At 62.8% G+C, this 22,278-nt stretch carries 19 protein-coding genes; 14 read left to right on the top strand and 5 right to left on the bottom strand.

Going from position 1 to position 22,278, the window contains the following annotated elements:
• Positions 1-514: 514 nt before the first annotated feature.
• The 4 genes from H6M51_RS04610 (at position 515) to H6M51_RS04595 (ending at position 5,733) form a co-directional block, all read left to right on the top strand.
• A complete protein-coding gene (locus tag H6M51_RS04610; protein WP_185808709.1) occupies positions 515-1,513 on the top strand; it encodes a P1 family peptidase in 999 nt (332 codons plus the stop codon).
• A 387-nt stretch (positions 1,514-1,900) separates the two neighbouring features.
• Positions 1,901-3,283, top strand: a complete 1,383-nt coding sequence (locus tag H6M51_RS04605; protein WP_210314703.1) for a bifunctional enoyl-CoA hydratase/phosphate acetyltransferase — start codon at positions 1,901-1,903, stop codon at positions 3,281-3,283.
• Positions 3,280-4,455, top strand: coding sequence for an acetate/propionate family kinase (locus H6M51_RS04600; protein WP_185808707.1), 1,176 nt, complete (start codon positions 3,280-3,282; stop codon positions 4,453-4,455). Before H6M51_RS04605 ends, H6M51_RS04600 begins: the two co-directional genes overlap by 4 nt.
• Before the next feature lie 84 nt (positions 4,456-4,539).
• The gene (locus H6M51_RS04595; RefSeq protein ID WP_185808706.1) at positions 4,540-5,733 is read left to right on the top strand and encodes an alpha-D-ribose 1-methylphosphonate 5-triphosphate diphosphatase; all 1,194 of its coding nucleotides are present in this window, start codon (positions 4,540-4,542) and stop codon (positions 5,731-5,733) included.
• An 18-nt stretch (positions 5,734-5,751) separates the two neighbouring features.
• On the opposite strand, the gene H6M51_RS04590 is transcribed toward H6M51_RS04595, so the two are convergent.
• Both H6M51_RS04590 and H6M51_RS04585 read right to left on the bottom strand, forming a co-directional pair.
• Entirely contained in the window at positions 5,752-6,804 is a 1,053-nt protein-coding gene (locus tag H6M51_RS04590) for a dipeptidase (RefSeq protein ID WP_185808705.1), read from the bottom strand.
• Between the two features lie 134 nt (positions 6,805-6,938).
• Positions 6,939-8,363, bottom strand: coding sequence for an amidase (locus H6M51_RS04585; RefSeq protein WP_185808704.1), 1,425 nt, complete (start codon positions 8,361-8,363; stop codon positions 6,939-6,941).
• A gap of 433 nt (positions 8,364-8,796) precedes the next feature.
• Between H6M51_RS04585 and H6M51_RS04580 the strand changes: the two genes are divergently transcribed.
• From H6M51_RS04580 to H6M51_RS04545, 8 genes are all read left to right on the top strand, one after another.
• The gene (locus H6M51_RS04580; protein ID WP_185808703.1) at positions 8,797-9,897 is read left to right on the top strand and encodes an ABC transporter ATP-binding protein; all 1,101 of its coding nucleotides are present in this window, start codon (positions 8,797-8,799) and stop codon (positions 9,895-9,897) included.
• Positions 9,898-9,908: 11 nt separating this feature from the next.
• The gene (locus H6M51_RS04575) at positions 9,909-10,823 is read left to right on the top strand and encodes an ABC transporter permease (RefSeq protein ID WP_185808937.1); all 915 of its coding nucleotides are present in this window, start codon (positions 9,909-9,911) and stop codon (positions 10,821-10,823) included.
• Positions 10,816-11,625: an ABC transporter permease gene (locus H6M51_RS04570; protein ID WP_185808702.1), complete on the top strand. Its 810-nt coding sequence runs from the start codon at positions 10,816-10,818 to the stop codon at positions 11,623-11,625. The genes H6M51_RS04575 and H6M51_RS04570 overlap by 8 nt, the downstream gene beginning before the upstream one ends.
• Before the next feature lie 25 nt (positions 11,626-11,650).
• Entirely contained in the window at positions 11,651-12,691 is a 1,041-nt protein-coding gene (locus H6M51_RS04565; RefSeq protein ID WP_185808701.1) for an extracellular solute-binding protein, read from the top strand.
• Positions 12,692-12,762: 71 nt separating this feature from the next.
• On the top strand, positions 12,763-13,944 hold the full coding sequence (locus tag H6M51_RS04560; RefSeq protein WP_185808700.1) for a serine hydrolase: 1,182 nt from the start codon (positions 12,763-12,765) through the stop codon (positions 13,942-13,944).
• A gap of 17 nt (positions 13,945-13,961) precedes the next feature.
• The gene (locus tag H6M51_RS04555; protein WP_185808699.1) at positions 13,962-15,632 is read left to right on the top strand and encodes an amidohydrolase; all 1,671 of its coding nucleotides are present in this window, start codon (positions 13,962-13,964) and stop codon (positions 15,630-15,632) included.
• A 13-nt stretch (positions 15,633-15,645) separates the two neighbouring features.
• Positions 15,646-17,322, top strand: a complete 1,677-nt coding sequence (locus H6M51_RS04550) for an amidohydrolase (protein WP_185808698.1) — start codon at positions 15,646-15,648, stop codon at positions 17,320-17,322.
• Positions 17,319-17,999, top strand: coding sequence for a TetR/AcrR family transcriptional regulator (locus H6M51_RS04545; protein ID WP_185808697.1), 681 nt, complete (start codon positions 17,319-17,321; stop codon positions 17,997-17,999). The genes H6M51_RS04550 and H6M51_RS04545 overlap by 4 nt, the downstream gene beginning before the upstream one ends.
• On the opposite strand, the gene H6M51_RS04540 is transcribed toward H6M51_RS04545, so the two are convergent.
• Together H6M51_RS04540 and H6M51_RS04535 are read right to left on the bottom strand one after the other, a co-directional pair.
• A complete protein-coding gene (locus H6M51_RS04540; protein ID WP_185808696.1) occupies positions 17,996-18,835 on the bottom strand; it encodes an amidohydrolase in 840 nt (279 codons plus the stop codon). The two genes, H6M51_RS04545 and H6M51_RS04540, sit on opposite strands and share 4 nt — an antisense overlap.
• A gap of 28 nt (positions 18,836-18,863) precedes the next feature.
• Positions 18,864-19,664, bottom strand: a complete 801-nt coding sequence (locus tag H6M51_RS04535) for an IclR family transcriptional regulator (RefSeq protein WP_185808695.1) — start codon at positions 19,662-19,664, stop codon at positions 18,864-18,866.
• A 136-nt stretch (positions 19,665-19,800) separates the two neighbouring features.
• On the opposite strand from H6M51_RS04535, the gene H6M51_RS04530 reads away from it, so the two are divergent.
• Both H6M51_RS04530 and H6M51_RS04525 read left to right on the top strand, forming a co-directional pair.
• On the top strand, positions 19,801-20,529 hold the full coding sequence (locus H6M51_RS04530; protein WP_185808694.1) for an SDR family oxidoreductase: 729 nt from the start codon (positions 19,801-19,803) through the stop codon (positions 20,527-20,529).
• Positions 20,530-20,550: 21 nt separating this feature from the next.
• Positions 20,551-21,393 (top strand): fumarylacetoacetate hydrolase family protein, encoded by an 843-nt coding sequence (locus H6M51_RS04525; RefSeq protein WP_185808693.1) that lies wholly within the window; start codon positions 20,551-20,553, stop codon positions 21,391-21,393.
• A 65-nt stretch (positions 21,394-21,458) separates the two neighbouring features.
• Here H6M51_RS04525 and H6M51_RS04520 read toward each other — a convergent pair whose 3' ends face one another.
• On the bottom strand, positions 21,459-22,169 hold the full coding sequence (locus H6M51_RS04520) for an outer membrane protein (RefSeq protein WP_185808692.1): 711 nt from the start codon (positions 22,167-22,169) through the stop codon (positions 21,459-21,461).
• Between the last annotated feature and the right edge of the window lie 109 nt (positions 22,170-22,278).

The raw sequence follows: 22,278 nt of genomic DNA, 5'->3' as shown, positions 1-22,278 counted from the left end.
TGCGCAGCTTTGCCCCTCACCCTACCCTCTCCCCGCAGGCGGGGAGAGGGAGGCACGCGCGGTTGCCGTCTCGGCCTTCTCCCCGCTCGCGGGGAGAAGGTGCCGGCAGGCGGATGAGGGGCTGGGGGCAGCAACAGCAAGCTGCAATCGTCTGCCACCGGAAAGCCATGGACTTCGTCTAACGCGGATACAAATCGGAGCCCCCAACTTGCCTCTCATCAAAGCCCTCTTGGTCACCATGCTGCCGATAGTGGCCGCCGCCGCCCTCATCTCGGCAACTCTATTTGGGTTTGTCGGGCTCGTCGCATGGACAGATTACCAGAACCTCCATTGCCCCGGTGCCTACCAATGCAGCGATGCGGTCTCGGTGATTTGGGTTGCAGGTATACTGTCTCCGCTTTCAATCTTACTGGCCATTGGCATCATCCGTTTCATGCGGAAGAGAAGCCAATGGCGCGCTGGACGAAGACCATGATCTTCGCCACTCTCCGCCACCCACCCGGAGACACACCTCATGCCGAACGGCCCGCTCAACCTCCTGACCGATATCGACGGCCTCTCGGTCGGCCATGCCACCGATCTGACGCTCGGGTCCGGCGTGACGGTGATCGTCTTCGACGAACCGGCAACCGCTTCGGGCACCGTGCTCGGTGGTGCGCCGGGTGGGCGTGACGTGACGCTGCTCGACCCCTCGATGACGGTGCAACAGGTCGATGCCTTCGTGCTCTCGGGCGGCTCCGCCTTCGGGCTGGATGCAGCCGGCGGCGTGCAGTCGGGCCTGCGCGCTGCGGGTCGCGGCTTCGCCGTGGGCGCGGTGCGCGTGCCGATCGTGCCGCAGGCGATCCTGATGGATCTGTTGAATGGCGGCGACAAGGACTGGGGCCCGCATGCGCCCTATCGCGACCTCGGCTACGAGGCCTACAAACATGCAGCCAGGGGTGCCTTTCCGCTCGGCACGGTCGGCGCCGGAACGGGCGCGACGACGGCCAACCTCAAGGGCGGCCTCGGCTCCGCAAGCGCCGTCTCCTCGTCCGGCCACACCATCGCCGCTCTCGTCGCCGTCAACGCCATGGGGTCTGTGGTGAGCGGCGACGGCCCGCATTTCTGGGCGGCTCCCTTCGAGGAGGGCCAGGAATTTGGCGGACTTGGCCAACCCGCCCATGTCAGCGCAGAGGACCGGGCGATGCGCATCAAAGGCCTGCGGCTGACGGCGACCACCATCGGCGCCGTCGTCACCGATTGCACGCTCTCCAAACCCGAACTCCACCGCCTGTCGATCGCCGCGCATGATGGCTTGGCCCGCGCAGTCCTCCCGGCGCATCTGCCATTCGATGGCGACACGATGTTTGCCGCCTCGACGGGTAGGCGCGAAAGCAATGGCGCAGCCGACCTCATGGAACTCTGCCATCTGGCCACGCTGGTGACGGCGCGCGCCATCGCCCGCGGGGTGTTCGAGGCCGTGGCACTGCCCTACGCGAATGCGCAGCCGGCCTGGCGAGACAGGTGGGGGTGATCTCGGCTCCCTGCGGATACCCCCCTCTGCCCTGCCGGGCATCTCCCCCTCAAGGGGGGAGATCGGATCGCCGCACCGTTTCAACCGCCGCTAAGTTCCGGCTGTCGAAGGAGAAGGGATGTTTGGTCACGAGGCATAGCGCCGGCTGGCAATCTCCCCCCTTGAGGGGGAGATGTCGGCGTAGCCGACAGAGGGGGGTATCGCGCGCGCGGCAAACGACCAAACGGATTATGCGCCCCGTAAGAGCCTCCACTTTCGTCCAACCCACCCTTGACCCAAGTCAAGGACAACGGTCCCACCACCGCAGAGATTGCCCGCCAAGCCCGGTCATGCCGTTGACGCAGACCGGCTGCAGAGTGACACGGATCGGGGGAGGACGGTTCGACAATGGAAGACGAAGGCGACATGGAAAGACCAGTCCTCACCAACCGCATGTTTGACGAGCTGAAGCTTGGCGATGCCGCCAGCCTTACCCGCGTGATCGGCCCCGATGACATCGAACTCTTCGCAGCACTGTCCGGCGACAACAATCCCGTGCCGCTCGGCCAGTCGCTGATCCCGGCCGGCATGATCTCGGCCGTGCTCGACACCCGCCTGCCCGGCCCCGGCACCGTCTATCTCGGTCAGGATCTGGAGTTCTGGAAAGAAATCGCGACGGGCGACCGGATCACCGCGACCGTGACCTTGATGAGCAAGGAAAGCGACGGTCACACGCTGATCTTCGACACTCGCTGCGTCAATCAACATGGCGAGCCCGTACTGGTTGGCAAAGCCCGCGTGCGGGCCCCGATCGAGCGCATCAGCTGGTCGGAAAACCTTCCCCCCGACGTCTCCCTCCAGCGCCATGACCGCTTCGACGCCATTGTCGCCGAGGCCCGCAGCCTACCGATGATGAAGACGGCACTCGTCCATCCCTGTTCGCCGGAAGCGATCGAGGGTGCCGTCGAGATCCGTGACGAAGGCCTGCTGGAGCCGATCCTGATCGGCCCCGAGGCCAAGATCCGTGCCGCCGCCGAAAAGGCCGGCATCTCCATCGACGGCTTCGAGATCATGCCGTCCGAACACAGCCATGCGGCAGCGGCCCTGGCCGTCGAGCTTGCGGTTGCCGGCAAGGTCGGCTCTGTCATGAAGGGCAGCCTGCATTCCGACGAACTGCTCGGTGCCGTCGTCGGCAGCGGCTCGGGCCTCAAGACCGAACGCCGCGTTAGCCATGTCTATGTCATGGACGTGCCGGCCTATTCCAAGCTGCTAATCGTCACGGATGCGGCGATCAACATCGCCCCGACGCTCGAACACAAGCGTGACATCTGCCAGAATGCTGTCGATCTCATGCATATGCTGGGCGTGGCAGAGCCCAAGGTCGCCGTGCTCGCCGCCATCGAGACGGTCAACGACAAGATGCCCGCGACACTGGAGGCAGCAGCCTTAACCGTCATGGCAGCGCGCGGCCAGATCCGGGGGGCCAAGGTCGACGGCCCGCTTGCCTTCGACAATGCGATCAGCATGGAGGCAGCCCGCACCAAGGGCATCGTCTCCCCCGTCGCCGGAGACGCCGACATCCTGCTGGTGCCTGATCTTGAAGCCGGCAACATGCTCGCCAAACAGCTCCTCTATTTCGCCAATGCCGATGCGGCTGGCCTCGTGCTCGGCGCCCGCGTGCCGATCATCCTGACCAGCCGCTCCGACAGCTTGCGCGTCCGCATCGCCTCGGCAGCCCTGGCGAAGCTGGTCGCCGCCAAGCGTGCGTCAGCCCTTGGTGGCAAGGCATGAGCCAGAAACTGCTGCTGACCTTCAATGCCGGCTCTTCCTCGGTGAAGATCGGCATCTTCGCCCGCGAGCCGGAAGGCGCGAGACGCATCGGCAAGGGCCTCATCGACTTCCGCGCCGAGCCTTTGACCTTCCATCTCATCGAGGGCCCGCAGGTCTTCGACGTGCCCCTCGTAGCGAAGACCGATGATCTCCTGCACGACGTGCTGGAAGAGGTCTTCGACTGGCTCTCCGAGCATTACGACCTCGACGCCGTTTCGGCTGTCGGCCACCGTGTCGTCCATGGCGGTGATCTCTTCGCCGATGCCGTCAACATCGATGAGACGAGCCTGGCCGGCATCGAGAGTCTGGTGACGCTGGCCCCGCTGCACCAGCCGCAAAATCTCCGCCTCATCAGGGCCATTGCCGCGCTGAAACCGGGCCTCAGCCAGAGCGCCTCCTTCGACACCGCCTTTCACCGGACCCAGTCCGACACGGTGAGACGCTTCGCCATCCCGCGCGAATGGTTCGACAAGGGCGTCAAGCGCTACGGCTTTCACGGTCTCTCCTATGCCTATGTCGCCGGCGCCCTGAAAACGCTGGAACCCGAGACCGCCGGCGGTCGCGCCGTTGTCGCCCATCTTGGCTCCGGCGCCAGCCTCTGCGCCCTTGAACATGGCTCGAGCCGTGACACCTCCATGGGCTTTTCCACCATCGACGGCGTGCCGATGGCGACCCGCTGCGGGGCCATAGATCCCGGTGTGCTCTTCCATCTGATCGACGCCCATGGGCTGAGCGTCACACAGGTCGAGGAGATGATCTACAAACAGTCCGGCCTGCTTGGCCTCTCCGGCCTCAGCGCCGACAGCCGGGTGCTCCTGGAAACGCCGTCGAAAGAGGCCTGCGAGGCGCTCGATGTCTTCACCTTCCGGATTGCCGGCGAAGTGGCGCGGCTTGCGGCGTCCCTCGGGGGCCTCGACACGATGGTCTTCACCGCCGGCATCGGCGAGAACCAGCCGGCAATCCGCCGCTCGGTGATCGAGCGCCTGCGCTTTCTCGGCCTTCTCCTCGACGCTGACGCGAATGACCGCAACGAAGCCGTCATCTCCCGCGAGGAGAGCCGAGTGAAGATCCGGGTCATCGCCACCGACGAGGAACAGGTGATTGCCGACGACTGCGTAAAGCTCCTATGCTGAAGCCGCCATTCCTGCTGACTGACACCAAAGCGTCATGAAACAAGCCTAGAGACCCTGTCGACAAAACAGGATGGAGGCTCGGACATGCTGCGTGAGACGGATGCGACGGGTGAAGCCCATGAAGCCGCGCGCGGTGAGGCTCTGATCCTCTCAAATGCCCGCGTCGTGACAACGGGTCATGTGCTGCATGGCTCTGTCGTGGTCGAGAACGGTGAGATCGTCGAGATCCACGAAGGCCCCTCACGCCATGCGGATGCGCTTGATTTTGCCGGCGACTATCTTCTGCCCGGCCTCGTCGACATCCACACCGACCATTTCGAGAAGCACCTCTATCCGCGCGCCCATGTGCGCTGGGATTTCATGCGCGCCGCCTTGGCCCATGATGCCCAGATCATCGGCGGCGGCGTGACCACCGTCTTCGACAGTCTCTGTGTCGGTGCCACCACCGACAATCCGGAGCGCGCCGAAATCCTGAAACCGATGATCGAGGCGCTGGAGCAGGCTCAAAACTCGGCCATGCTGCGGGCCGAACATCTCGTGCACCTGCGCTGCGAACTGACAGACCCGGTGACCCCGCAACTGACGGCCGAGAATATCGACCGCGAGATCGTCCGCGTCATCTCGGTCATGGAGCATTTGCCCGGCATCCGCCAGAGCCGCGACATCGAGGCCTATGTCCACCGCGCCTGCAAATCGACGGGAGAGAGCCCCGAGCTCGTGCGCGAGAAGATCAAGGTTCTGGTCGCGGAAAAGAGCCATATCGCCGCGACGACACGGCCTGATATCGTCGCCCTTGCCCGCGCGCGCGCCATGCCGCTGATGAGCCACGACGATACCGATGTCGCCCATATCGAGGAAGGTGTCGCCGAGGGCGTCTCGATCTCGGAATTCCCCTGCTCGATGGAGGCGGCGGAAGCAGCCCGTGCCGCAGGCATGCACATCGTCGCCGGCGCACCGAACCTCGTGCGTGGTGGCTCGCAATCCGGCAACATCGCCGTGCGTGATCTGCTCGCCGCACGTCTCGTCGATATCCTGGCTTCAGACTATGTGCCACGCTCGATGCTCGACGCCGCCTTCATGATCGCGGCCGATCCGGGCCTCGACTACGACCTGCCAAGCGCGGTCGCCATGGTCACACGCACACCGGCGCTCGCGGGCAATCTGCCGGACCGGGGCGCCATCAAGACCGGCCTCAAGGCCGATCTGATCCGCGTCGACCTCCAGGGCGGCCATCCCTTCGTCAAGTCGGCCTGGCGCTCCGGTCGGCGCGTCGCCTGAGCAAGGAAAAGCCTTGGCTTACTCGTGCCAGGCGGAAGCGAGCACCCGCAACCAGTTCTCGCGGCAGATCTTGTCGAGCTCAGACGGGCCATAGCCGCGCTCCTTGAGCGCCGTCACGAGACGCTGATTGCCGGCAGCATCTCCGATGACATTGGGGATCGTCGCACCGTCGAAGTCCGACCCCAGTGCCACGCAATCGATCCCCATGCGATCGACGAGATAGTCGATATGATTGACCATTGTCGCAAGCGAGGTCTCGGCATCGTCCCGACCATCGGGACGCAGCATGGTGACGGCGTAGTTCAAGCCGACCAGACCATGGCTGGCCTTGATCGCAGCCATCTGACGGTCGGTCAGATTGCGGGCAACGGGCGTCAGGGCATGCACATTGGAATGGCTGGCGATCAGCGGCTGGTCGCTGAGACGCTCCACGTCCCAGAAGCCCTTCTCGGTGATATGGGCGAGATCAATCAGGATGCCGAGCCGGTTGCAGGCCCGGATCAGCTCTTCGCCGGCTTTCGTCAGCCCCGGCCCGGTATCGGGTGAGCTCGGATAGGCGAAGGGCACGCCATGGCCGAAGATGTTGTTGCGGCTCCAGACCGGCCCGAGCGACCGCAGGCCTGCGGCATAGAACACCTCAAGCGTTTCGAGGTCGGCATCGATCGCTTCGCAGCCTTCCATGTGCATGACGGCCGCAAAGACGCCATCGGCCATGGCCTTGCGGATCTCTGCGGTCGTTCGGCACAGCCGCCAGCTGCCGTCCTGGTCCAGACGGTGCGCAATGGCCGCCATCTGCAGCGCGATGTCGAGCGAGGGGATGCGCTCCAGTGGCGGATCGAGCGGCGTGGAGTAATGCCCGTTGGCATCCGGTTCGCGCAGGTTGAAGTCATGCGGCGACGGAATGTAGATCGCACAAAGCCCGCCCGCGAGCCCGCCGCGTTTGGCGCGCGGCGCATCGATATGCCCGGCGCTGGTGCCGTTGCGGAATTCGGCCACGGGATTGCGGCCCTCGTTGCGGCTGCGCCAGAGGCGCAGGAGGACGTCATTGTGGCCGTCGAAAACTAGGTTCATGAAGGAAATCCAGAAGTGTCATCCGGGCCGAGAACCCGGACGGGGAGAAAGGTGAAACACCGCGACTGTTTCGGAATCGTTGGACCAAATCATGTCGCGCTTCAAGCCGCGCGGCCAATTATCCCGCAATCAGGCTAGTCAAGCAAAGGAAGCCGGCCGAGCCACTCGGTCGCCGCCTCATAGGCAGCAGCAACCGACAGGACCGACTGATCGGCCCGAGGCTTGCCTATCAGCTGGAAGCCGCTGGGCAGACCGTGGGGCGAGAACCCCGCCGGCAGTGCGGCAACCGGGAGACCGGCCATGCTGGGGCCGATCACCACCTCCATCCATCGGTGGTACGTGTCCATGTGTTTGCCCGCAATTTCGCGTGGCCAGGGGATCTCGGCATCGAAGGGAAAGACCTGAGCGGCAGGGGCAACCAGATAATCGAAGGTCTCGAAGATCTTCGCGAGCGCCTGATACCAGGCCGTGCGGACGGCAGAGGCCTCGTAGATATCAGCCGCCTGGATGCGCAGCCCCGAACGCACCTCGTAGAGGATCTCCGGCTTCAGCGAACCACGCCGGCCGGGGTCTTCGTAGAAATCCCGCATGCTGCCGGCCGTGAAATAGCTGCGCAACGTCGTCCAGGCCCACCAGAGGCGTTCCATGTCGAAGTCGATGCGCACAGGCTCAACAGAAAAACCGAGTTTGTCGAAGACACCGAGCGCCTTCTCGTTCAGCTCAAGCACGCCTGCTTCAAAGGGCAGATGGCCGCCGAAGTCGCCGAGCCAGCCGATGCGACCGCCCTTGGCGACGATGGCGGGATCGAGAGCAACGGCAGGACTTTCGAAAGAAGACGGGTCGCGAGGGTCGAAACCGGACTGCACGTTGAGAAGCGTCACCACATCCTCGACGGAGCGTCCCATCGGCCCGAGCGTCGCGAGCTGGTTGAGATACGCATCCCGACCCGGAAGCGTGGGCACGCGTCCGAAGCTCGGTCGGAAGCCGACGACATTGTTGAAGGCAGCAGGATTGCGCAGTGAGCCCATCATGTCGCTGCCATCAGCGACCGTCACGAGACGCGCGGCAAGGGCTGCCCCTGCCCCGCCGCTTGATCCGCCTGCAGAACGGCTCAGGTCCCAGGGATTGCGTGTGACGCCGAAGACAGGATTGTAACTGTGCGACCCAAAACCCCATTCCGGCGTGTTGGTCTTGCCGATGATGATCGCACCGGCCGCCCGGATGCGCTCGACCTGGATGTCGTCGAAATCAGGCACGTAATCGTGGAAGAGCGGCGACCCATAGGTGCACAGAATGCCCTTGGCCTCACTCAGATCCTTGATGGCAACCGGCACGCCATGCAGGGCGCCCCGCGCCGTGCCGTCCCGTCGCTGCGCGTCCTTCGCCCGGGCTTCGGCAATCAGGCTGTCGCGGGAGCGCAGACCGACGAGGGCATTGATCTTCGGATTGAAGCGGTCGATTCTCTCAAGGAAGGACACCATGACGTCCTCGACAGAAAGACTGCCGTCATCGAGCGCCTTCAGGAGGCTCGTCAGGGACAGGGAAGTCGGATCGGACACGCGGGGCTCCGTTGCAATGGGCGCAGAGATCGGGCGGATGGCAACGATGGGCTTGCCGACATTGCCCTGTCAAGCGCCATGCCCGGCGCTCGACGCAGGCCTGCCATGCGCTTCCGGAAATCTTTGGGGACGTCGAAAATAAAAATGGTCAAACGACCAAATTAGAGGCAACATGCCTCAAAAGAAGGTGATGCAGGGAACGTCGAACCTCATCGCCATATCACGGGAACGTCGACGAAAAAGGACAAATGCCTGAAGTCGCCTGCCGATTCGGCGACTGGACGGCAGATCCACAAGGGGAGACTTCCGCATGCCTGAAAGCTGGCACGTGACTTGCGTGACATCCTCTGCGCCAACCTGCGACCGGACAAGCTTGCCGATCACAGGGTCAACAAAAGCACATCGCGCATAACCGAACGCCAGGGGGCACTGCTTGACTTCCGCATCTGACAAGGCAGCCATCGAAATCCGCGGCGTCAGCCGCGTCTACGGAACCGGACAGGACAAGGTCACCGCACTGGACGGGATCTTCCTCAAGATCAAGGAAAACGAGTTCTTTACGCTGCTGGGTCCCTCCGGCTGCGGCAAGACCACGCTGCTTCGACTGATCGCCGGTTTCGATTTCCCGACCACTGGCGAAATACTCCTGCATGGCGAGGACATCGCCCCGCTCCCGCCCTTCAAGCGACCGGTCAACACGGTCTTCCAGTCCTACGCGCTTTTCCCGCATATGACGGTTGCCGAAAACATCGGCTTTGGCCTCAAGATGCTGGGCAAGCCGAAGGCCGAGATCGAGGCGCGTGTCGCCGAGATGCTGGAACTCGTGCATATGACCAAGATGCGCGACCGGCAGGTGAGCCAGATCTCCGGCGGCCAGCAGCAGCGCGTGGCGCTTGCCCGCGCGCTGGCCCCGAAGCCGAAGGTGCTGCTCCTCGACGAACCTCTGTCGGCGCTCGACTACAAGCTGCGCAAGGAAATGCAGATCGAGCTGAAGCGCGTGCAGGCGGAAACCGGCATCACCTTCATCTTTGTCACCCACGACCAGGAAGAGGCGCTCACCATGTCGGACCGCATCGCGGTCATGTCGACGGGCAGCCTTCGCCAGGTCGGCTCGCCCTGGGACATCTATGATCGCCCGGCCGAACGCTTTGTCGCCGACTTCATCGGAGAAACCAATTTCTTGGAAGTCGAAGTCGCCTCGGTCCAGAGCGACCGAGCGAAAGTGCGGCTGCGCTCGGGCCGGGAGATCCCCGCCACCTTCCCGGAGAACACCACGCCCTCAGGCAAGGTCACGATCGTCATCCGTCCGGAGCATGCGGCCATCGTTGAGCCGACGGATGCGGCAACGCTGAAAGGCACGGTCGAAAACGTCGTCTATCTCGGCACCGATACGACCATTAACGTCCGTCTCGAAGGAGGATCGCTCTTCAGCGTTCGTCAGCAGAACAGTCGAAGTGGCAGCTGCGGGGTGGCTGAAGGCCAGTCCGTCGGCATCCTGGTCAGCGACGATGTCGCGCAGATCCTGAGGGATTGACCATGAGCGCGATGAAAACGGCTCCCGAGACTGCCCGATCGCGCGATGTCCGAAACCGATGGCTGCTCAGCCTCCCGGCGCTCCTGATCATCTTCGTTGCCGCTGTCGGCCCCTTGTTCGTCATGGTCCTTTATTCCTTCCTCGCGAAGGGCGATTACGGCGACGTCAAGTTCGGTACCTTCTCGCTCGAAGGCTGGACCTCGGTCTTCCTGCAGCGGGACATCTTCGACGACACGCTGGGCATCGCCGATGCCCATCTCGCGATCTTCTGGCGCTCGATCAAACTGTCGCTCCAGACCACCATCTTCACCCTGATCCTCGGCTTCCCGACGGCCTACTTCATCGCCACGCGACCCGCGCGCACCCGGGAAATCTGGGTCTTCCTGATCACCATTCCCTTCTGGACCAACCTCCTGATCCGCACCTTCGCCATGCAGCAGGTCATCCGCAACGAGGGTATTCTCAACAACATCCTGATCTGGCTTGGCATCATCGATACGCCCCTGCAGATCATCTACACCGACACGGCCACCTTGCTCGGCATGACCTATGTCTATCTGCCGCTGATGGTGCTACCGCTCTATGCCTCGATCGAGAAGCTCGACTTCCGTCTCGTGGAAGCGGGATACGACCTCTATGCCAACCGCCTTCAGGTGCTCTGGCGTATCATCATTCCGCTGGTGAAGCCCGGCCTGATCGCCGGTTCAATCCTGGTCTTCATCCCCTCGCTCGGCGCCTACGTCATTCCGCGTGTTCTCGGTGGCGGCAAGAACCTGATGCTCGGCAACCTCATCGAACTGCAGTTCGGGGCCGGCCGCAACTGGCCGCTCGGCGCTGCGATGTCGATTACACTGATGGCGCTCGTCATGATTGCCCTGCTCTTCTATGTCCGCAACGCTGCGAAGTCGGGGGTGCGTCATGGCTGAACGTCGCTTCGACATCCGCTCGCAACCGGGCTTTGGGCTGATCGCGCTCTTCACCTTCTTCTCGCTCTATCTGCCGATCGCGACACTCGTCGCCTATTCGTTCAACGCCAACGATTCGCTGGCCACTTGGGGCGGCTTTTCACTGCGCTGGTTTGCTGCCGCCTTCCAGAACGGTGCCGTGCAGGAGGCAGCACTTCGATCCGTGGTCATCGCGCTCTGGGCCGCCGGTCTGGCAACGGTGACCGCCACCATGGCAGCACTTGCCACCACCCGCACCGAGCCCTATCGCGGCCTGACGGCGAAATACGCCATCATCAACCAGCCGCTGATGATCCCGGAAATCGTCACCGCCGTTGCACTCCTGATCGTCTTCTCGCGCATCAAGGTCTGGACCGGGTATTCCGGCCTCGGCTACCTCATCATGGCCCATACGGCCTTCTGCATTCCTTTCGCCTATCTGCCGGTGCGGGCGCGGCTCGAAAGCATGGACCTGACGCTGGAGCGGGCGGCGGCCGACCTCTATGCCACGCCTTGGCAGACATTCCGCTTTGTAACGCTGCCGCTTCTGCGGCCCGCCATCATCGCCGGCTTCATGCTCGCCTTCGTGATTTCGCTCGATGACGTCGTCATCACCGAATTCGTCAAATCCGGCGGCCAGGACACCCTGCCCACCTACATGCTCGGTCAGATCCGTCGTGAAACGACGCCGGAGATCAACGCCATCGCGACGATCTTCCTCGCGGCATCCACGGTGCTGATCGTGATCTTCTTCTTCATCAACCGGCGCAAGCCGCAAGCATAAAAGCAACCAACAGAGAGGAACGGAAATGACAAGAAAATGGATGACGACCACGGCCATCGCCGCCATCTCGGTGCTGGGTTTGGCAGGCGCGGCATCGGCCGCGGGCGAACTCAACATCTACAACTGGGGTGACTACACGAGCCCCGAACTGATCAAGAAGTTCGAGGAACAGTTCGGCGTCAAGGTCACCGTAACCGACTATGATTCCAACGACACCGCACTCGCCAAGGTCCGCGCCGGCGGCCACGGCTTCGACATCGTCATGCCCTCGGCCAACTACATGCCGATCTGGATCAATGAGGGCCTGCTGCTTGAAGCCCGTCCGGACCAGATGGAGAATTTCAAGCATGTCGATGAGCGCTGGACCAATGTCGACTGGGATCCCGGCCGTCGTTATTCGGTTCCGTGGCAGTGGGGTGTCACCGGCATCGGCGTCAACACCAAGTTCTACAAGGGCGACCTGAACACCTCGGCCATTTTCCTCGACCCGCCGGAAGAACTGGTCGGCAAGATCAACGTCACTCCGGAAATGAACGACGTGCTCTTCGCCACCATCAAGTATTTTGGCGGCAGCTGGTGCACCACGGACAAGGAAGTGCTGGTCAAGGTGCGCGATAAGCTCGTGGAAGCCAAGTCCAAGTGGCTCGCCATGGACTACAGCGTCACCGACAAGCTCCCGACCGGCGACTACGCGGGCGTCTACTACTGGAATGGCGCCATCATGCGCTCACGCATCCAGAACCCGGACGTCAAGTTCGGCTATCCCAAGGAAGGCTTCCCCATCTTCATGGACAGCGCGGTCATCCTCAAGGATGCGAAGAATCCCGATAACGCCAAGGCCTTCCTGAACTTCATCATGGCGCCGGAAAACGCCGCGCTGATCTCGAATTTCGCCAAGTATGCCAACGGCATCAAGGGTTCGGAGCAGTTCATGGACCCGGCGATGAAGGACGCGCCGGAGCTCGTCATTCCGGCTGAGTTCGAAAAGGCCGGCGAATTCCTGCTGACCTGCGAACCGGCGGTGCAGGAACTCTACACCAAGATCTGGACCGAAGTTCAGAAGTAACTCCGATCCACATTTGAAGACCGTCGAAACGGGAGGGCTTTATCGCCCTCCCGCAAGAGGAGCATGCCCCGATGACAACGCGTTTTGCCGAGGCCTACGGGTTCGAGAGAAGCGCCGTGACGCTGGACAACTGGCGTACCGCCCCGTTCAGCCGCTTCAGTTTCGGCCATGTCGAGGAGATCGTCCCAAGTGCGCCAATTGTAGCGACCGCCCAGCACCCCGAGGGAATGACCGTCCAATCCGATCTTCTCGGCCAGGCGCTATCTGAAGGACTGGCTGGTCAGCCGAATGTCGGCGCCTATCTCGATTATGCCCATACTGACGCCTTCGTGCTGATGAAGGCGGGGAAAATCGTCGCCGAACACTATGCGGCTCATGCCGGCATCGACCAGCGCCACATCGTCTTCTCGATCAGCAAGTCACTCACCGCTCTCGTCATCGCCACACTGGAGGCCGATGGCCTGATCGATCCGAAAGCGCCCGTGACGGATCTCCTGCCGGAAGCAGCCGGCTCCGCCTATGGCGACTGCACCATCCGCGACGTGCTCGACATGCGCGTGAGCCTCGCCTTCGACGAGGCCTATCTCAACACCGATGGTGCCTACGCCCGCTATCGCCGTGCCACGCTGTGGAACCCGGCCGACAGGAGCCAGCCGAACGAAACGCTGCTCGCCTTTCTAACGACTTTGAAGAAAGACGCCCATCCCCATGGCGGCGCGCATTTCTATGCCTCCCCCAATTCAGACCTGCTCGGCATCCTGATCGAGCGTGCGACCGGCGAGCGCTACGCCGATGTTCTCTCGGTCCGCCTCTGGAAGCCGCTCGGCGCGAAGAACCATGCCAGCGTCACCGTCGATGCCGAAGGCACGGCGCGGGCCGCCGGCGGCATCTTAGTGACCGCGCGCGACCTCGCCCGTGTGGGCGAGATGCTGCGAAGTGGCGGCACGGTCGACGGCAAACGCGTTATCCCCGAAGCCTGGCTCACCGACATGCTGACGGCAGGCGACCACCAGGCCTGGGTCGAGGGCAAATCCAACTTCTTCCCCAACGGTCGCTATCGCAGCCAGTGGTACCAGTCCGGTGAACCGGATGGTGCCTTCTGCGCCATCGGCATTCATGGCCAGTGGCTTTACGTCGACCCAACCACAGAGACCACCATCGTCAAGCTCTCGTCCCAACCGAACCCGCTGGACGACGAGCTGAAGCACGACAACTTCGCCTTCTTCCGCGCGCTCAGCGCCTGGACCGCATGAGATCAAAGGAGCCTGAAATGGCAACCACCGCAGACATCATCATCACCAACGGCCGCGTTCTTACGATGGATGGCAGCTCGCCCCGCGCCGAAGCCGTGGCCCTCGCTGGCAACCGCATTCTCGCAGTCGGCAGCAAATCCGAGGTTGAGGCTCTGGCCGGTCCGAACACGCAGCGGATCGACGCCAGAGGTGCAACCGTCATGCCAGGCTTCAACGAAGCCCATATGCACATCTTCCCCGGCTCGGTCTCACTGCGCCAGCTGAACCTGCACGGCATTCAGGGCTTCGACGCTCTCAAGGCAGCAATCCTCGATTATGCAGAGAAGAACCCGGACGAGCCGCTGTTGATGGGCTTTTCCGCCGACTACTCGATCATTTCGCTCACCGAACCCTGCACCCGCCATCACCTGGATGCGATCCTGCCGGACCGCCCTTTCATGATGTTCGCGCCGGACCATCACACCGCCTGGGCCAACACGGCAGCACTGGAGAAGGCAGGCATCCTTCAGGGCAAGGATGTCGGCATCGGCAACGAGATCGTCATGGGGCCGGATGGCCTCGCCAATGGCGAGCTGCGCGAAGGCAACGCCTTCGGCCCAGTCTCGGCGCTCGCCTCCACAGGCGGCCGCGAAGAACTCGGCATGGTGACCGGCATGGATCCGGAAAATGTCACGCCGGAGCAATTCGCCCTCGACCGCGCCATCCTGAAGGCCGGCCTCGACTACTGCGCTTCCTGGGGCGTCACCTCGATCCAGAATTTCGACGGCAATCATTATCAGTTGCGGCTGATGCGCGACTTGGAACTGGCCGGCGAACTCTCCTGCCGCATCCGCATCCCCTATCACATGAAGAATTTCATGGCGCTGGAGGATCTCGACAAGGCAGCCGCATGGAAGAAGGAGTTTGCCACCGACATGCTGCGCGGCGATTTCGTCAAGGTCTTCATGGACGGCGTGCTCGACAGCCAGACCGCCTACATGCTCGACGGTTACGGCGACCGACCGGGCTATACCTATGAGCCGCTGTTCACGCCGCAAGCCTTCAATGCGATCGCCACCAAGGCTGATGCGCTGGGCCTGCAGGTCGCCGTCCACGCCATCGGCAGTGCGGCCATCCGCCAGACACTCGACGGCTTCGAGGCTGCCGTGAAGGCGAACGGCAAGCGCGGCAACCGTCACCGCATCGAGCACATCGAAGTCATCCATCCGGACGACATTCCACGCTTTGCCACCTTCGGCATTGTCGCATCCATGCAACCAGTCCACTATCCCGGCGGCACCTGCTTCCCGGCAGAGCCGACAACCTGGAAGATCGGCGAGGACCGCTGGGACTATGCCTATGCCTGGCGGACCATGAAGGAAGCAGGCGCACCTGTCGTCTTTGCCTCCGACTGGCCGGTCTCCCCGGTATCGCCCTTCCAATGCATACAGGATGCGCTGACCCGCAAGCCGTGGAAAGAGGGCCTGAAGGACCAGCGGTTCTCGCTCATGGAAGCGCTCGAAGCCTATACCGCGATCGGCGCCTGGGTGGAGTTCATGGAAGACCGTAAGGGTATGCTGAAGCCCGGCTATCTCGCAGACGTCGTGATCCTCACAAAGGACATCGAGGCCGTCGCCCCCGAAGACATCATGGAAACCGTTCGACCCGCCGTCACCATCTGCGACGGTCGCATCACCTTCCAGGCCTGAAGAAAGCACGATCATGAGCGTCGATATCGTTATCCACAATGCCCGCATCCTCACCATGGATGACGAGCATCCGCGCGCAGAAGCGATTGCGCTCACCGGCAACCGCATCACTGCCGTGGGAAGGAACGCCGACATTCTGGCCCTTGCCGGCCCGAACACCCGCGTGGTCGATGCAGGCGGTGCGACCGTTCTGCCGGGCTTCAACGAAGCCCATATGCACATCTTCGGCGGTTCGGTCTCGCTGGGCGAACTCTCGCTCTTCGGCGTAAGAGGCTTCGATGCCCTGTCAAAGGCTGTTCTGGATTACGCGGCAGCCAACCCCGGCCTGCCGCTGCTTGTCGCCCAGACCGCGGATTACACGATCCTCTCGGACACCGAACGCGTTACCCGCCACCATCTTGACCGCATCATCCCTGACCGGCCGTTCCTGATGTTTGCGCCGGATCATCATACCGCATGGGCCAACACGATCGCTCTTGAGAAAGCCGGGATCCTTCACGGCCGTGATGTGGGCGTCGGGAACGAGATCGTGATGGGCGAAGACGGACTGGCCACCGGCGAGCTGCGCGAGACCAATGCCATCCGGCCGGTCGCCTCCATGGGCGTGACCGGCGGTCGCGAAAGCCTCGGCGTCGGCACCGGCGGCGATCCCGAGCACGTGACGCCAGAAGAGCGCGCCGGAGACATTGCCGTCATCAAGAAGGGCCTTGCCTATTGCGCCTCTCTCGGCATCACATCCTTCCAGAACATGGACGGCAATCTCTACCAGCTGGAGATGCTGGACGAGATCGACAGGACAGAAGGCCTGCCGGTCAGGGTCCGGATGCCTTATCACATGAAGAATTTCATGCCGCTCTCGGATCTTGAGGAGAAGGCCGCCGCCTGGAAGGCCCGCTTCGACACCGACAAGCTGCGCTGCAACTTCGTCAAGCTGTTCATGGACGGTGTGACCGAGGGCGAGACCGCCGTCTTCGTCGACGACTATGCCCACAAGCCCGGCTGGAAGGGCGATCCGCTCTTCTCGGGCGAAGCCTTCAACGCGGTGGCAACCGAGGCAAACCGGCTGGGCCTGCCTGTCGCCGTGCACGCAATCGGCGACGGCGCGGTGCGCATGGTGCTCGATGGCTACGAAGCCTCAATGAAGGCCAACGGCCGAAAGGACATGCGCAACCGGATCGAACACATTGAAGTGGTCCATCCGGATGACATCCCGCGTTTTGCCGAAACGGGCACGATCGCCTCGATGCAGCCCACCCATCCACCGGGCTCGGCAGGCCTGCCGCTGGAACCCTATCTCACCTATATCGGTCGCGAGCGCTGGCCTTATTCCTTTGCCTGGAAGACACTCGTGGATTCCGGCGCGAAGATCGTCTTTGCCACCGACTGGCCGGTCTCGCCGCTACCGCCGCTGAGCTGCATCGGTGATGCGATGACGCGCCAGCCCTGGGCCGATGACATACCGGACCACCGCCTGACCCTGCACGAAACGCTGGCCGCCTACACGCGCACTAGCGCCTGGGTCGAATACATGGAAGACCGCAAGGGCGTTCTGAAACCCGGCTACCTCGCCGATGTCGTGATCCTCTCCGGTGATATCGAGGCGACCCCATCAGACGAGATCGCAGGCCTCCTCCCGGCACTCACCATCTGCGATGGTCGCGTCACCTTCGATGCTGGAGGAGGCCGATGAGGGAGACAGCGGACACCAGGCATGACAAGGCTGATGGCCCCAGCCCCCGCGGTCGTCCGCCGGGCGCGACCCGCAAAGGCCTGGAAACCCGTGTTCGCATCATCAAGGGAGCCCGCGAGGCGCTCGAAGAAGGCGGCATGGAGGCGCTGACCACCAGGCGCATCGCCGCCTCGGCAGGCGTCAAGCTCGCGACGCTCCATTACTACTTCGACAGCAAGGAAAGCCTGCTGCTCGCCGTGCTAGAAGATCTCATCGATGACATGGACAATGCCTATCGTCAGGACGTTTCCCTGCCGAAAGCGCCGGAGGATCGCGTCGAAGCACTGATCCGGACCAGCTGGCGGTATATCCAGCGGACCCGTAACAAGCAGATCGCCCAGACGGAGCTGACCCTCTACGCGCTGCGCACCAAGGGTTCCGAATGGCTCGCGGCAAGACAGTACAACGCCTATATCGACTTCTACGGCCATCTCGTCTTCGAGGACGACAGCGATGAGGAGCTTCGGCAGATCGGCCGCGCCGTCGGCCGGCAGATGCTGATCGGCATCGACGGCATCATCCTGCAGAGCTACGCCCTGCAGGATCTCTCGGCCTCCAATGAGGACATCGAAGCCCTGATAATCGCCATGCGTGGCTATCTCCGCCGCCTGATGGGAGAGCGTGCCAAGACGCGTTAGCCGAGCCCCCAGATCCGCTTCGCATTGCCCGAGAAGAGCTTGTCCTTCTCTTCCAACGTGCAGCCATGCAGCAGCGCCTGCGTCGTCGCGACCCAGGTCGAAAGCCCGCCGCCCAGCGTGCAGACCGGCCAGTCCGATCCCCAGATCGCACGATCAAAGCCGAAGGATGCGATCGTGTGATCGAAATAGGGTTTGAGGTCTTCGAGCGTCCAGTTCTCCAGATCGCCATAGGCCGGGATGCCGGAGATCTTCACACGGACATTGTCGCGCTTTGCAATGTCGGTGATGCCGGTCTTCCACGTTCCATAGCCATGCCCCTTGATATCGGGCACGCCGCAATGGTCGAGGATGAAGGTGACGTCGGGCGCAAGATCGACCAAGGCCTTCGCCTTGTCGATCTGATGCGGCAGCATGCAGAGATCGAAGGTGAGCCCTGTGCCCGAGAGCCGCTTCACATTCTCCCGAAACAGCGCCCCCTCGGACACATCATCAGGCACGACATGCAGCACGCGACGAAAGCCCTTGAGGAACGGGTTTGCGCGCTGCGCTTCGAGATAGGCGGCAAAATCAGGATCTTCCGGCCGGCAGGAAGCGATCACCCCACGCAGCAGGCTATCGGAGGCTTCGGATAGCTCTTGGACCATCTCGGTTTCAGCGGGAATGTCGGCGGGCGCCACATCTACTTCCATGTGCAGCACGGACGAAATTCCCAGCCGCCGGGCCTCCCGAGCATAGGTCTCCCAGGTGAAGTCAGCATCAAGCGCTGGGACATCCTTGAGCCAGGGATAGCTCAGCCGGTCACGATAGATGAGATGCAGATGGGTATCGATGATCATGGCAGGCCCCTCCCAAGGCCGTTGAAAGTCAATCCGTCTCGGGGCTGTCGGTCCCGAGACCGGCACCGGCTAGCTCGGAGATCCTCCGTGCCGTCTCCGTCAGCGCTCCCAGCGTCCGAGGAATATCAGGCGCATCTGGCGCATTGATGATACCGATATAGGGCACGGTCAGCGCACCCAGAGCTTCACCATCGGCGCCGAGAATGGGGGCCGACAGATTGGTGACGCCGGCAGTCTGCGCGCTTGGCATCATCTCGTAGCCGCACGCCCGGATCTGGTCGAGTCTGGCGATGAAGGCCTCGGTCATCCGCCCCTCCGGCCCGCCGCTCGCTGCATGCTCCGCAGCCATCATCGCCCGAACCTCGGGGCTCCGAAAGGCAAGCAACACATGGCCGGAGCCGGTGTCAAACAGGCCCATTCGTGAACCGACGCGGATCGAAATACCCCAGTAGCCCGGCGCCTCCAGCTGCGCGATGACCACGGGATGTCCCCGGTCATAAACGACGATATGGTTTTCCTGCCGGGTGATCTCCGCCAGCTCCCGCATCAGCGGCATGGCGAGCGAAGCAAGCCGCCGCGTCGGTGCGTGCAGTTGCGCGAGACCAAAAAGCTTCAGCGTCAACACGTATCGATCGCCATCGAGCCGGGCGACATAGCCGCGCTTCACCAGGCGGTCGAGCATCCGGTAGAATTCGTTGGGGCTGCGATCAAGCTTCTTGGCGATCTCGGCCTGGCTCAAGCCACCATCGACGCCCGCCAGAAGCTCGATGATGTCGAGCCCCTTGTCGAGCGCCGGGGCCCGGTAGCGATCCTGGTCGAGGTCATTCACTGAATTTCTCTCTTTCAAGCCCGAGGCCTGACCTTGACGTTCATGAATAAATGTTTTGCATATGAATGATGCTCGCATTGACGCCAAGAATATGCAAGGGTCGAGTGACAGGGATCGGCGGGGAGGAGCCAAGAACATGAACCTTGAGAACAAGCATGTGCTGGTGACGGCCGCTGGCCAGGGCATCGGTCGCGCCAGCGCGCTCGCCTTTGCCCGCGCCGGTGCAACGGTCGTGGCGACCGACATCAATACGGATGCCTTGGCGACGCTTGATGGCGAAGCCGGCATCACGACACGCAAGCTGGATGTCTTGAACGACGAAGCCGTCAAGGCCGTGGTCGCCGAAACCGGTCCATTTGATGTGCTCTTCAATTGCGCTGGCTACGTCCATGCCGGCACGATCCTCGACATGCCGGACAAGGATCTCGACTTCGCCTTCGACCTCAATGTCCGCGCCATGATCCGCACTATCCGCGCGGTCCTCCCCGCGATGCTGGAGCGGGGCGACGGCTCGATCATCAACATGGCCTCGGTCGCAAGCTCGATCAAAGGCGTGCCGAACCGCTTTGCCTATACGGTCACCAAGGCCGCCGTCATCGGCCTCACCAAATCCGTCGCCGCCGACTATGTGACGCAAGGGATCCGCTGCAACGCGATCTGCCCGGGCACAGTCGAAAGCCCCTCGCTGCAGGACCGCATGCGCGCGCAGGGGGACTACGATGCCGCCCGTGCCGCATTCATCGCCCGTCAGCCCATGGGGCGCTTGGGCACCCCGGAAGAGATCGCCGACCTTGCCGTCTACATCGCCGGCGCCACCTACACCTCGGGCCAGGCCTTTGCCATCGATGGCGGCTGGACCATTTGATTCTGAAGAAGGAAGAAGACCATGAAACTGATGCGCGTCGGCCCGCTGGGTCAGGAAAAGCCTGCGATCCTCGACAAGGACGGCAAGGTTCGTGACCTCTCGGGCCATGTCGCCGACATCGGCGGCGCCGCCATTTCACCGGAAGGTCTGGCGAGGATCGCCGCCATCGACCCCGCCTCGCTGCCCGAAATCACCGTTGACCGCATCGGCGCCTGCGTTGCCGGTACCGGCAAGTTCATCTGCATTGGCCTGAACTACTCCGACCACGCCGCCGAAACGGGCGCCGCCGTGCCGCCGGAGCCGGTCATCTTCATGAAGGCAACCTCGGCGATCTGTGGCCCGAACGACGACGTGCTGATCCCGCGCGGCTCGGAAAAAACCGACTGGGAAGTCGAACTCGGAGTCGTCATCGGCAAGACCGCGAAGTATGTCTCGGAAGCCGACGCCATGGATTACGTCGCCGGCTATTGCGTCTCGCACGACGTCTCCGAACGCGCCTTCCAGACGGAGCGCGCGGGCCAGTGGACCAAGGGCAAGTCCTGCGACACCTTCGGCCCGATCGGCCCCTGGCTGGTCACCAAGGATGAAATCGCCGATCCCCAGAACCTCAAGATGTGGCTCTCGGTCAACGGCAAGATGATGCAGGACGGCTCGTCGAAGACCATGGTCTACGGCGTCGCCCACCTCGTTTCCTATCTCAGCCAGTTCATGAGCCTGCATCCCGGCGACGTCATCTCGACCGGCACCCCGCCCGGCGTGGGCCTCGGCATGAAGCCGCCGCAGTTCCTGAAGGCCGGGGACGTGGTCGAGCTCGGGATCGAGGGCCTCGGCACGCAGAAGCAGACCTTCAAGGCGGATGTTTGATCGGCAGCACAACGAAAGAACCCCGCCACAATGACGGGGTTCTTTGTCCTTTGGATGCTGCATATTCAGAATCGATAGTTCAAGCCTACGCGCAAAACGTGGCTAGACGGTTCCGACCGATAGCTGTCCAGCGGACTGACCGTGCCCAGCGGCGAGGTGCGCGAGACATAATCGGTGTAGAGATATTCGGCCTTGAAGCTCAGCGCATCCGTCATGGCGTATTCGGCACCGACCCCCGTGGCGAAACCCAGATAGGTCTGCTGGTCTTTCCCGATGGCAGCACCGACCACCGGATTGACACCGCCCTGGCCGCGCGCGACCGCAAGACCGCCGGTGACGTAGAGCAGTGTGCGATCCATGGCGACGCCGACACGGGCCCGCGCCGTGCCCTGCAGGCCCAGCTCGTAGTAGCAGGTCTGCGACGGAAAGCCCTGGCAGGACTGGTCACCCTTGACCTTGGCCCAGGAAACATCGCCTTCGACGCCATAGACCATGTTGCCGTTCTGAATGTTGTAGCCAGCGGCAACACCGGCAACGCCGCCCCGAAGTGGCATCTCCGAACCCAGAGTGCCTGATCCGGTCTCTGTCTTCACTTCGCCGACAGCGCCGCCACCGACAACCCCGACATACCCGCCGCTCCAGTCATGAATGATATCCGCCACCGCACTTTGCGAGGACAAAGGCTGCGGCACCTGCGCCGTACCGAGGTCGGCGGCTGAAACCGTGGTGCAAAGCAGGCCAGCACATAGGCTGGCGAAAATGAATTTGGTGCTCACGAAAACTCCTGCGCTGATCAACCGCGTCTGCGCGGCAAAATGCTGGCGTCCGGTTCCCGTTCAATCCCGCAAGGATTGAAAAAGCCGGGCGTCACCACCCGGCTTTAAA

It is taken from the genome of Rhizobium sp. AQ_MP (genome assembly GCF_014237835.1).
Classification (GTDB): Bacteria; Pseudomonadota; Alphaproteobacteria; order Rhizobiales; family Rhizobiaceae; genus Allorhizobium.
Note: the sequence above shows the minus strand (reverse complement) of the source record. Positions and strands in the feature narration are given on the sequence as shown.

Bases quoted from the DNA above. Each gene is read 5' to 3' on its own strand.
- H6M51_RS04610 (WP_185808709.1), top strand. From the start codon at position 515: ATGCCGAACGGCCCGCTCAACCTCCTGACCGATATCGACGGCCTCTCG.
- H6M51_RS04605 (WP_210314703.1), top strand. From the start codon at position 1,901: ATGGAAGACGAAGGCGACATGGAAAGACCAGTCCTCACCAACCGCATG.
- H6M51_RS04600 (WP_185808707.1), top strand. From the start codon at position 3,280: ATGAGCCAGAAACTGCTGCTGACCTTCAATGCCGGCTCTTCCTCGGTG.
- H6M51_RS04595 (WP_185808706.1), top strand. From the start codon at position 4,540: ATGCTGCGTGAGACGGATGCGACGGGTGAAGCCCATGAAGCCGCGCGC.
- H6M51_RS04590 (WP_185808705.1), bottom strand. From the start codon at position 6,804: ATGAACCTAGTTTTCGACGGCCACAATGACGTCCTCCTGCGCCTCTGG.
- H6M51_RS04575 (WP_185808937.1), top strand. From the start codon at position 9,909: ATGAAAACGGCTCCCGAGACTGCCCGATCGCGCGATGTCCGAAACCGA.
- H6M51_RS04570 (WP_185808702.1), top strand. From the start codon at position 10,816: ATGGCTGAACGTCGCTTCGACATCCGCTCGCAACCGGGCTTTGGGCTG.
- H6M51_RS04565 (WP_185808701.1), top strand. From the start codon at position 11,651: ATGACAAGAAAATGGATGACGACCACGGCCATCGCCGCCATCTCGGTG.
- H6M51_RS04560 (WP_185808700.1), top strand. From the start codon at position 12,763: ATGACAACGCGTTTTGCCGAGGCCTACGGGTTCGAGAGAAGCGCCGTG.
- H6M51_RS04555 (WP_185808699.1), top strand. From the start codon at position 13,962: ATGGCAACCACCGCAGACATCATCATCACCAACGGCCGCGTTCTTACG.
- H6M51_RS04550 (WP_185808698.1), top strand. From the start codon at position 15,646: ATGAGCGTCGATATCGTTATCCACAATGCCCGCATCCTCACCATGGAT.
- H6M51_RS04545 (WP_185808697.1), top strand. From the start codon at position 17,319: ATGAGGGAGACAGCGGACACCAGGCATGACAAGGCTGATGGCCCCAGC.
- H6M51_RS04540 (WP_185808696.1), bottom strand. From the start codon at position 18,835: ATGATCATCGATACCCATCTGCATCTCATCTATCGTGACCGGCTGAGC.
- H6M51_RS04530 (WP_185808694.1), top strand. From the start codon at position 19,801: ATGAACCTTGAGAACAAGCATGTGCTGGTGACGGCCGCTGGCCAGGGC.
- H6M51_RS04525 (WP_185808693.1), top strand. From the start codon at position 20,551: ATGAAACTGATGCGCGTCGGCCCGCTGGGTCAGGAAAAGCCTGCGATC.